The 8,561-nt window shown below is 62.3% G+C and carries 10 protein-coding genes; 9 read left to right on the top strand and 1 reads right to left on the bottom strand.

Annotated features, from left to right (window positions below):
- The first annotated feature begins 604 nt into the window (after positions 1 to 604).
- The 9 genes from rpmH (at position 605) to B586_RS19620 (ending at position 7,229) form a co-directional block, all read left to right on the top strand.
- Positions 605 to 748 carry a 50S ribosomal protein L34 gene (gene rpmH, locus B586_RS20600; protein WP_082129568.1) on the top strand — a complete coding sequence of 48 codons (144 nt, stop codon included), beginning with the start codon at positions 605 to 607 and terminating at the stop codon, positions 746 to 748.
- Positions 749 to 771: 23 nt separating this feature from the next.
- Positions 772 to 1,134 carry a ribonuclease P protein component gene (gene rnpA, locus B586_RS20595; RefSeq protein WP_082129569.1) on the top strand — a complete coding sequence of 121 codons (363 nt, stop codon included), beginning with the start codon at positions 772 to 774 and terminating at the stop codon, positions 1,132 to 1,134.
- Positions 1,135 to 1,154: 20 nt separating this feature from the next.
- The gene (gene yidD / locus B586_RS20590; RefSeq protein ID WP_082607770.1) at positions 1,155 to 1,493 is read left to right on the top strand and encodes a membrane protein insertion efficiency factor YidD; all 339 of its coding nucleotides are present in this window, start codon (positions 1,155 to 1,157) and stop codon (positions 1,491 to 1,493) included.
- A complete protein-coding gene (gene yidC / locus B586_RS19645) occupies positions 1,474 to 2,616 on the top strand; it encodes a membrane protein insertase YidC (protein WP_047315657.1) in 1,143 nt (380 codons plus the stop codon). The genes yidD and yidC overlap by 20 nt, the downstream gene beginning before the upstream one ends.
- An 81-nt stretch (positions 2,617 to 2,697) precedes the next feature.
- Positions 2,698 to 3,282: a Jag family protein gene (locus B586_RS19640; RefSeq protein ID WP_047315709.1), complete on the top strand. Its 585-nt coding sequence runs from the start codon at positions 2,698 to 2,700 to the stop codon at positions 3,280 to 3,282.
- Between the two features lie 35 nt (positions 3,283 to 3,317).
- A complete protein-coding gene (rsmG, locus tag B586_RS19635) occupies positions 3,318 to 4,064 on the top strand; it encodes a 16S rRNA (guanine(527)-N(7))-methyltransferase RsmG (protein WP_054879059.1) in 747 nt (248 codons plus the stop codon).
- Entirely contained in the window at positions 4,061 to 5,122 is a 1,062-nt protein-coding gene (locus B586_RS19630) for a ParA family protein (protein ID WP_156406841.1), read from the top strand. The genes rsmG and B586_RS19630 overlap by 4 nt, the downstream gene beginning before the upstream one ends.
- Positions 5,119 to 6,111, top strand: a complete 993-nt coding sequence (locus B586_RS19625) for a ParB/RepB/Spo0J family partition protein (RefSeq protein WP_047315655.1) — start codon at positions 5,119 to 5,121, stop codon at positions 6,109 to 6,111. The genes B586_RS19630 and B586_RS19625 overlap by 4 nt, the downstream gene beginning before the upstream one ends.
- Positions 6,112 to 6,455: 344 nt before the next feature.
- A complete protein-coding gene (locus tag B586_RS19620) occupies positions 6,456 to 7,229 on the top strand; it encodes a hypothetical protein (protein WP_047315654.1) in 774 nt (257 codons plus the stop codon).
- Here B586_RS19620 and B586_RS19615 read toward each other — a convergent pair.
- The gene (locus tag B586_RS19615) at positions 7,226 to 8,446 is read right to left on the bottom strand and encodes an N-acetylmuramoyl-L-alanine amidase (RefSeq protein ID WP_054879060.1); all 1,221 of its coding nucleotides are present in this window, start codon (positions 8,444 to 8,446) and stop codon (positions 7,226 to 7,228) included. The two genes, B586_RS19620 and B586_RS19615, sit on opposite strands and share 4 nt — an antisense overlap.
- Between the last annotated feature and the right edge of the window lie 115 nt (positions 8,447 to 8,561).

The following is an 8,561-nucleotide window of genomic DNA, read 5'->3' as shown; positions in this document are numbered from 1 at the left end:
CGACGTATCTCCCTGGTTCTCGTAAATATCGGGCTTTCCGGCTTGAGGTACAAACGCGGTTTGCGACGATAACTGTCCACATATTTATACACAGGTGTGGACAGGATGATGGTAAGCGGGCCGTAGTCTATCGCCGACGGCTCGTGATCGTTGTGCCGGAGACAACCTGTGCCAGTTGTCTGGACAGCTAGTTGATCGGCCATCCTTACTTCGTTGCCGGCAGCCGTTCCAATCTGAAAACGGCATTGCCCGAAGCTAACAGTTTTCTGTCCGGCTGCCAACCGTTGTGTTGCATTCGAATCCGGTTCTTGGAGGGGCTTGTTGAGGTTGCCGCCGATGATTGTGCGTGGCAGCTTTTCGATAACGAATGTTTACCAAACGTTTGAGCGGGTCCGTTGGGACTGGCCAGGTTTGACCCGGCGATGGCTCATCAGTACCCTCAAACAGTCGCCCGAAAGTCGGTGATGCGGCTGCGACCCAGGATCGTGTAGCCCGGGGACCGCGCCGGCCAGCAGTAAGACCAGCAGCGACTGACGTACTTGCGAAGTGCGAGCGGTCGGATGGCATTGTCAGAAACGATGCCGAACACAACGAGGAGAATGCCGTGGCCAAGGGCAAGCGGACCTTCCAGCCGAATAACCGGCGCCGAGCCCGCGTACATGGCTTCCGGCTGCGGATGCGCACCCGCGCTGGCCGGTCGATCGTGTCCGACCGGCGCCGTAAGGGCCGCCGCGCATTGACTGCTTGATTTGAACGACGGGTTTTTTAGCGGTGCTTCCCGCACGCAACCGCATGAGGCGGTCATCTGAGTTTGACGCGACGGTGAAGTACGGGCTGCGCACGGTGCAGCCCGACGTCATCGTTCATGTTCGGCGAGGGTGCAGCAGGGATGAGGCGAATGCTCCCCACGTCGGGCTGATCATTGCTAAACCAGTGGGCTCTGCTGTCGAGCGCCATCGAGTGGCGCGTCGACTACGGCATGTCGCTCGGACCATGCTAGGGGATCTGGGCGAAGCCGATCAGGTGGTAATCCGTGCGTTGCCGAGTAGTCGGAACGTCTCGTCAGCATGGTTAGCCCAGCAGCTGCGAAACGGCCTGCGACGTGCTTTTGAGCTGGCAGGGACGGACCGGTGACCCGGTCGGCGCCGGCGCTCATGAGGATCCACGGCATGAGTAGGGCCGCGGTGCGTGGACTGATTTTCCTGATCCAGCTTTACCGGCATATGGTTTCGCCGCTGAGACCGGCGACATGTCGCTTTGTTCCAACCTGTAGCCAGTACGCCGTCGATGCCTTGACCGAGTACGGCTTGATCCGGGGTAGCTGGTTGGCCACGGCCAGACTGGCTAAATGCGGGCCCTGGCATCGGGGAGGATGGGATCCAATACCGGAGCGCCGACTGGAACGGTTGACCTGCCGGGCCGGCTCCGATGACACCAGCGTCGCCTGGGGCCGCCCAGCGGAGCTAGGGGAGGGTGAGTCTGTTGCCGTTTGATCCTGTCAGTCTTGACATCGTCTACTACCCAGTGTCGTGGATTATGTGGGTTTGGTACAAGCTGTTCGCCGCTGTGCTGGGTCCATCGAACTTCTTCGCATGGGCGCTGTCGGTGATGTTCCTGGTATTCACCTTGCGAGCACTGCTCTACAAGCCGTTCGTGCGTCAGATTCGTACCACTCGGCAGATGCAGGAACTGCAACCACAGATCAAGGCGCTGCAAAAAAAGTACGGCAAAGATCGCCAGCGCATGGCGCTTGAGATGCAGAAGCTGCAACGCGAGCACGGATTCAACCCGATTCTGGGATGCCTGCCGATGCTTGCGCAGATACCGGTGTTCTTGGGGCTTTACCATGTCTTGCGGTCGTTCAACCGTACGACCGGGGGTTTTGGTCAGCCGCACATGTCGGTGATCGAGAACCGGATGACCGGCAACTATGTGTTCACCCCAGCCGACGTGGGGCACTTCCTGGACGCCAACCTCTGGGGTGCCCCAATCGGTGCGTATATGACGCAACGTTCCGGATTGGATGCGTTCACTGAGTTCAGTCGCCCGGCGGTGATTCTGGTCGGTGCTCCGGTGATGATCCTGGCCGGCATCGCGACCTATTTCAACAGCCGCGCCTCGGTGGCACGGCAAAGCGCGGAGGCGGCGGCGAATCCGCAAACCGCGATGATGAACAAGCTCGCGCTCTATGTGTTCCCGCTTGGTGTGGTTGTCGGTGGCCCGTTCCTTCCGTTGGCGATCATTTTGTATTGGTTTGCCAACAACATCTGGACATTCGGTCAGCAGCACTACGTGTTCGCCATGATCGAGAAAGAAGATGAGGCCAAAAAGGAGGAAGCCATTCAACGCCGGGCGGCCAACGCACCGGCGCCAGGTGCCAAGCCAAAGCGCGCCGCCAAGGCGGCGCCGGCAAGTGTTAATGGTTCCTCGAAGGACACCGCGGTACCCGACGGCGGGACCAAGTCTGGATCCGGGAAGACGGACGCTACCGACCGGGTGGCGGAAGCGAAAAGGGCGACGACTCCGGCGGACAAGCCGGATCGGGCCGGCCGCGACAGCAGCCCGACTACTCGCGCCCCGCGCCCCGGAGCGCGACCAAAGCGACGTAAACGCTGACGAGGTGCCAAAACTTTACCGGGTCGAGTCCGTCGAGTGACCCAAGAGAACATGGACCCGTGGATGAGGGAGAGAGAAGCCATGACTGACGCCGAGACCACCGAGCGCGATGTTGATACACAGCCAGACGCACAAACGCCGGTGGAGGATATCCCAGACGATGAGGCAACGACAGATGTCAACGCCGACGAGTCAGACGACCTCGAGGAGCGGTTGGTTGCGGAGGGCGAAATCGCCGGTGACTATCTGGAAGAGCTGTTGGACTTGTTGGACTTTGACGGCGATATCGATCTCGACGTCGAGGGCACCCGGGCAGTGGTCAGCATCGATGGTAGCGACGATTTGAACAAACTGGTTGGGCGTACCGGCGAAGTGCTCGATGCTCTGCAAGAGCTTACCCGGCTAGCGGTACACCAGAAGACCGGTGTGCGGAGCCGATTGATGCTTGACATTGCGGGCTGGCGACGTCGGCGCCGGGAAGAATTAGCCGCGTTGGGCGACAAGGTGGCGCGGCGGGTACTCGTGACTGGTGAGCGCGAAGAACTCACTCCGATGACACCGTTCGAGCGAAAGATCGTGCACGATGCCGTTGCGGCCGTGCCCGGAGTGCACAGCGAAAGCGAAGGCGTGGAGCCAGCGCGGCGGGTCGTCGTTCTACATGACTAGTGGCTACGCCTGGAAGGCCGCCGAAAGTTCAGAGGATGTTTCACGTGAAACATGTTGGTCCGTACGAGGGAGCGGTGCCCTCCGCGGCGGCCACCGGCCGTGCCGGATCCGAGGCCGCGGCTGAGGCCGCATCCGCGACCTTTGGGCCCCGCCTCGACATTGCCCAGCGGTATGCCGACGTCCTCGCAAACGTGGGAGTCGAACGTGGACTGCTCGGGCCCCACGAGGTCAACCGACTCTGGGACCGGCATCTGTTGAACAGTGCGGTGGTAGCCGAACTCCTCGATCCTGGTGATCGGATAGTGGATATTGGCAGCGGGGCAGGGTTGCCCGGGCTGCCGTTGGCGATTGCTCGGCCGGATCTTCAGGTCGTGCTGCTTGAACCACTGCTGCGCCGGGCCGCCTTTCTCCGCGAAGTGGTGGCCGAGCTCGGGCTCGAAGTCGAGGTAGTTCGTGGCCGAGCCGAGGAGTCGTGGGTGCGTGATCAGATTGGTGAGAGAGACGTCGCGGTGTCGCGAGCGGTGGCGGCCTTAGACAAGTTGACGAAGTGGAGTATGCCGTTGCTACGACCGGACGGGCGGATGCTCGCGATCAAAGGGGAGCGCGCCTCCGACGAAGTGCATCAACACCGGCGTGTGATGGCCGCATCGGGCGCCGTTGATGTCAGGGTGGTGACATGTGGCGCGAACTATTTGTGTCCGCCCGCAACCGTGGTCCTGGCGCGACGTGGACGGCAGATGCGGCACAAGGCGGCACACGTGAGGGACAGGAGAACACGATGAGTTCGCCCCAAGGTTGGGCCGCCGCGCCGGCTTTGCGGTCGGCCGGTCTCACCGAGCGGTCGGCCTCGCCGCCAGGCCAAGTGCAGGGGACGCCACCAGGGACGGTGCTCCGGCAGGGAGCACATTACGACGCCGGCCGCGTCGTCGGAACGAATGTTTCACGTGAAACAACGGACGAACTCGACACTCCAATCGGCGCGGCAGCTGAACGGGCCATGCGGGTTCTGCACACCACGCACGACCAGTTGCGCCGCCCGCGCCATCGGCGGTTGTTTACCATCGCGAACCAAAAGGGCGGCGTGGGCAAAACCACCACCGCCGTCAATCTCGCGGCAGCGTTGGCAATTCAAGGACTCAAGACGCTCGTCATCGATCTCGATCCTCAGGGCAACGCCAGCACGGCCCTCGGTATCAGCGACCGGCAATCGGGCACGCCTTCGTCGTACGAGGTACTTATCGGCGAAGTCTCGTTGCAGACCGCCTTACGATGTAGCCCACATAGCGAGCGGTTGTTCTGCGTTCCGGCCACGATCGACCTGGCGGGTGCTGAGATCGAATTGGTGAGCATGGTGGCGCGGGAAAACCGATTGCGCACCGCCTTGGCCGAGCTCGACGACTTCGACTTCGACTATGTCTTTATCGACTGCCCGCCGTCGCTGGGACTGCTGACGATCAACGCACTCGTCGCGGCACCAGAGGTGATGATTCCGATCCAGTGCGAGTACTACGCGCTCGAGGGCGTATCGCAATTGATGCGCAACATCGAAATGGTCAAGGCCCACCTCAATCCTCAGCTTGAGGTGACCACCGTAATCCTTACGATGTATGACGGCCGGACAAAGCTTGCCGACCAGGTGGCTGATGAGGTTCGCCGATACTTCGGAACAAAGGTGTTGCGGACGGTGATTCCGCGCAGCGTCAAAGTCTCGGAGGCTCCCGGCTACAGCATGACCATCATCGATTATGACCCTGGTTCGCGCGGGGCAATGAGCTACCTTGATGCAAGCCGAGAGCTCGCTGAGCGCGATCAGCCACCACCTGCGAAGGGACGAGCATGACGCAGCCGTTGCGCAAGAAGGGTGGCCTCGGGAGGGGCCTGGCTTCGCTGATTCCCACCGGCCCCGCGGATGCTGACTCCGGACCCGCGACGCGCGGTCCGCGGATGGGGGACGCGGCCGCCGACGTGCTCATTGGAGGACCCGCGCAGGACGCCACTGCGATGGGTGCGGTGTACCGCGAGATCGCACCGACCGACATCGAGGCGAATCCCCGCCAGCCGCGGCAGGTATTCGACGACGAGGCGATGTCCGAATTGGTGCACTCCATTCGCGAATTCGGCCTGTTGCAGCCGATCGTGGTGCGGGCAGCGGCCGAATCGCGGAACGGCGCGCGGTACCAGATCGTGATGGGGGAGCGGCGTTGGCGGGCAGCCCAGCGAGCGGGCCTGAGCTCTATCCCGGCCATCGTGCGCGCGACGGGCGACGACAACCTGTTACGCGACGCGCTGCTAGAGAACATCCATCGGGTACAGCTAAACCCCTTGGAAGAGGCGGCGGCTTACCAGCAACTGCTCGACGAGTTCGAGGTAACCCATGATGAGCTGGCGTCCCGGATCGGCCGTTCGCGGCCACTGATCACCAATATGATCCGGTTGCTCAAGCTGCCGATCCCAGTCCAGCGTCGAGTGGCGGCGGGTGTGCTGTCCGCTGGCCATGCTCGTGCACTGCTGTCCCTGGAGGCCGGCCCCGAGGCCCAAGAAGAACTGGCCAGCCGGATCATCGCTGAAGGCCTATCGGTGCGAGCCACCGAGGAAGCCGTCACGTTAGCCAATCACGAGGCCAATCGGGGGGTGACCGCGCCGGCACCGCAGCGGCGCAAGCCAATCCACATGCCTGGCCTGCAAGACGTTGCTGAGCGGCTGTCGAATGCTTTCGACACCCGGGTGACGGTCAGTCTTGGCAAACGCAAAGGGAAGATTGTGGTGGAGTTCGGCTCGGTTGACGATCTACAGCGCATCATCGACGTGATGACTACGCACCAGACATGAACAGGGATATTCTGCAATTACGTCACTGTGACGCTGCAGCGGCTCCCGGGTGCGCACCACTCGCATCGGGCACCGTAATCTGACGGAGACCCGGTGTGCGGCAAGCTATTTCGAGAATCAACTGCTAACAACGACGGTACGGAGATTGTTCTGGCGGATCAGCTCGACTGGCGACGTCAACACTGGCCGGATGCCAACAGACTCTCCTATCCTGTAGAGGTTGCTCGTGCATCTCAGCCGGGGGAAAGCCGGGTTGTTGGTGCTTCGCGACGATGCGGGTTTGGGGACCGTCCGCGGAGGAGCGAGGCTAGTGGCGGTAGTAGCGCACGGAGGCCAGGAAACTAGTGTCTGCTCGAATCACACCGCTGCGGCTCGAAGCTTTCGAGCAGCTCCCCAAGCACGCACGCCGCTGCGTTTTCTGGGAAGTTGACCCGGCGACCCTGGGTAACCAAGACCACCTCGCTGATCCTGAATTCGAAAAAGAAGCCTGGTTGTCGATGGTGATGTTGGAGTGGGGTTCGTGCGGTCAGGTCGCAACGATGATCCCGGACGAGCGCAGCCACTCGGACGATCTCAACCACTTGGAGCCGCCGTGCTTGGGGTATGTGCTCTACGCTCCACCGCGGGCGGTGCCCCGGGCACATCGGTTTCCCACCGCGCCGGTGTCTGCCGATGCCGTGCTGCTGACTTCGATGGGTGTCGAGCCGGGGCCAGCCGCCGCCGATCTGCCGCAGAGTCTCATCGGCCGGGTCATCGACGAGTTGGTCCGGCGCGGAGTCCGGGCGCTCGAGGCTTTTGGCCGCACCGAGGCGGCCACCGAGTTGCAGGATCCCCGGACGGTGGCCCCCGATGTCCGGCCGGTATTGGAGGCTCTCGGTGACTGTTCGGTCGCCCATTGCATCATCGCCGCGGACTTCTTGAAGGACGTCGGCTTCGTCGTCGTTGCGCCGCACCAATACTTCCCTCGGCTGCGCCTCGAGCTGGACAAGGGCCTCGGGTGGAAAGCCGAAGTCGAGGCCGCCTTGGAGCGCTTGCTGGCGAACGCTGCGCTGCAACAGCCGGTCGGGGCTGGCGCTACGGTCAGCAACACCCTGAAAGCCGCACTACCCGGGCTTTAGGAACCGCTGAGTCTGCTCGCCTGCTCCACCGATAGTTCGTGGGCAAGCAGCTCGGCGAAGGTGAACGTGCCGGTGGGCCGATCATTCTTGCCGAGTAGATAAAGCCGTTTGACTGCGGCGAGGATACCTTCGGCGATGGCATCGCGGGTCTGCGCTTCGACCAGCATCCCACGATCACGTGGGTTGGTGATATAGCCGATGTCGACCTGAACGGTCGGCATCCGCGTCAGTCGCAACAGATCCCATGTCCGACCATGCGTCCGACAATCCCGTAAACCGGTGCGGGCCACTACTTCTCGCTGAATGAAATCGGCGAGATTGCGGCCGATGGTGGAGACCGATCCGTGCGAGTTGCCGAAGTGGAAGGAGGCCACACCGTTAGCAGCAGGGCTAGCCTGAGTTTCGCAGCGCAAGCTGATCATCAGGTCCGCGCCAACGTCATTGGCGGTAGCAGCGCGTTCGGAGTCCGACGGGCTGCGATTCGTCGGCCGAGAGAGGAATGTTTCCATACCAATGGCGGTCATCCGGCCCTCAAGTCGACTTGCCAAGTCCCACAGCACATCTGCTTCGCTGATGGGTCCGGTCGGTCCGTGAGTGATCAGACCGCGGTCCGCACCGCCGCGACCCGGATCAATGATGATCCGCTTGCCCGACAGTTTCGGCCCAGATCGACGAACAAGCTCCTCCTCACGAATGGCGTGCGGTGAACCGCCAGTGACCCGCGAACCCAGAAAGTACAAGGAGCGCAACGTTTCTGGGCCGCAAATACCGTCCGCAGCAAGCCCGTATTCACGCTGATAGGAGATTAACGCGTTGTGGGTCTGCAACCCGAAGTGTCCGTCGACCATGCCGGTGTAGAAACCGAGGTCCTGCAGCCGGGCCTGCAGTGTGGCAACGTCGTCACCGTATAGCGGGGCGCCGAATTGGTGATACAGGGTACGGGCGCCGAGTCGGTAGGAAGCCTCCTTCAATGCTCGGTAGGTGGCTTCGCCGACAACGCCGTCCACCAGCAGCCCGCGATGCTGCTGGAAGGCACGTACCGCGTGGTCGAGCTGCGCGTCGAACAGATCGAGCGCTACCTGCTGGCCGGTCGTCAGGTCGTCGTCGGGACCGTCCAGGAGCCCCAGCGCAGCCAGCGCAGCTCGGATCTCGGTAACAGCGGCGCCGCGGTCACCACAGCGCAGCGCGTCGCCGTCTTCGCGGCGCGGACTCGACATACCAAGGGCCCTCCTGGACTAACTGACACGCTGACAGATGCACAGCAGTCAACCGGTATTGTCGCAGATCCTTGTCGATTTCGGGAAAACCCCAGGCTAGTCGCGGCCGTTTTGC

Origin of the sequence: Mycobacterium haemophilum DSM 44634 (assembly GCF_000340435.2) — a bacterium.
Classification (GTDB): domain Bacteria; phylum Actinomycetota; class Actinomycetes; order Mycobacteriales; family Mycobacteriaceae; genus Mycobacterium; species Mycobacterium haemophilum.
Note: the sequence above shows the minus strand (reverse complement) of the source record. Positions and strands in the feature narration are given on the sequence as shown.

Excerpts from the sequence above, each read along its gene's own strand:
- B586_RS19630 (WP_156406841.1), top strand. The coding sequence starts at position 4,061 with ATGAGTTCGCCCCAAGGTTGGGCCGCCGCGCCGGCTTTGCGGTCGGCC.
- B586_RS19615 (WP_054879060.1), bottom strand. The coding sequence starts at position 8,446 with ATGTCGAGTCCGCGCCGCGAAGACGGCGACGCGCTGCGCTGTGGTGAC.
- rsmG (WP_054879059.1), top strand. The coding sequence starts at position 3,318 with ATGTTTCACGTGAAACATGTTGGTCCGTACGAGGGAGCGGTGCCCTCC.
- yidD (WP_082607770.1), top strand. The coding sequence starts at position 1,155 with ATGAGGATCCACGGCATGAGTAGGGCCGCGGTGCGTGGACTGATTTTC.
- B586_RS19625 (WP_047315655.1), top strand. The coding sequence starts at position 5,119 with ATGACGCAGCCGTTGCGCAAGAAGGGTGGCCTCGGGAGGGGCCTGGCT.
- B586_RS19640 (WP_047315709.1), top strand. The coding sequence starts at position 2,698 with ATGACTGACGCCGAGACCACCGAGCGCGATGTTGATACACAGCCAGAC.